Origin of the sequence: Bilifractor sp. LCP19S3_H10, from assembly GCF_052119185.1 — a bacterium.
GTDB lineage: Bacteria > Bacillota > Clostridia > Lachnospirales > Lachnospiraceae > Bilifractor.
In genome coordinates this window covers 1-1217 of record NZ_JBQKFT010000052.1, presented here as the reverse complement: position 1 = coordinate 1217, position 1217 = coordinate 1, and the positions used below count along the sequence as shown (strand labels likewise).

Genomic DNA, 1217 nt, shown 5'->3' with positions numbered 1-1217 from the left:
CTGGATCTGCTGGATGGGCTCCTGTACTTGTACCTTCCGCTGAATGGCCATCCTGGTCCCGAGCCGGTTTGCCTCGCTCTCCGCCTGACCGAATGCGGCAAAGAGCGTCATGAGAAGCTCGCCGCCTTCTCCTAGCGTATTGATTCCCTGAAGCTCAAAGTACACCCCGATGCCGCGCTCCTTGAGAAGTCTTGTGGCATCCAGAACGATCCCAGTGTTCCGGGCAAAGCGGGTGATGGACTTTGTGATGACCAGCTCAAACTTCCCATCCTTTGATTCTTCGAGCATCTTCTGGAACCCGGGCCGTGCTGCCTTGAATCCGGAGATTCCGAAGTCGTAGTAGATCTCGACCAGCTCGTACCTTGGGTCCTCTCCGATGGTTTCCTTGTAGTGAGCGATCTGGTTTTCCAGTGAGTACTCCTGGTCCTCATGCTTGCTGGACACCCGGCAGTACACCGCTGTTTTGATCCGCTGATCCTGTGGGCGCTCTATGTGCGGAATCACGATCACATGATCCGAGGACGATGAAGTCCGGCTCTGCTTTTTGCTCATGCTTTCCCACCTCCTTTTTCTTCCGGCGACGGCGCATCGCCTTTTCCCTCTGTTCATCTGTCCGGAATGCCGTATTTCCACCCATCCGCTCCATCAGAATCCTCCGGGTATCTGCGTGTTCCTTGCCGCCCATGCCGATGCTGTTCATCCAGCTTCGGAACGTGTATCGTTCATTGCTGGTTTTCACCGGATCTGCTTTTACCCAGGCAGCCTTCTCACAGGCTTTGACAAGTCCTTCTGCAAAGTCCCGATAGGCCGCCAGCTCCTCCACCGTCCGATCCTTTGGGAATCCGGTAAAGAGCACCTTTATGGAAGAAAAAGTGATGCCCCTAAGTGCCTTCTCTGCGCCGCTTTTTACCAGCACCGTCTGAAGCTCAGAAAGGTTTGCCGGATTTGTTTCTTTCAGGTTCTTGAGGAGGACTGCCGATACAAAGAAGGCGTTCGGCTGTCCGATGGCCTTGTTGATGAGCACGCCCTTCGAAGAAAGCATGTGGATGAGGTTGACCCGGGCCGTCACGTCATCTGCGATCTCTGCCTCGATGCCTGTGCCTTTCTTTTCATCCACGATCAGACCGCTTTCTTTGAGCTTTCCGATCAGCCCGGGATCTGCCTTTTCATCGGCAACCCGGATGTGTGCGTTCCGAAGAACCGTGTAGTCTCCGATC

Annotated in this window: 1 protein-coding gene and 1 pseudogene; both read right to left on the bottom strand. The window is 54.7% G+C overall.

Annotated elements, in window-relative coordinates:
• A partial coding sequence (locus tag ACTQZS_RS15340; RefSeq protein WP_441476588.1) for a recombinase family protein occupies positions 1–444 on the bottom strand: 444 nt, incomplete at its 3' end.
• A pseudogene (locus ACTQZS_RS15335) lies at positions 428–1217 on the bottom strand (hypothetical protein); the annotation flags it as partial. The gene ACTQZS_RS15340 and the pseudogene ACTQZS_RS15335, both read right to left, overlap by 17 nt.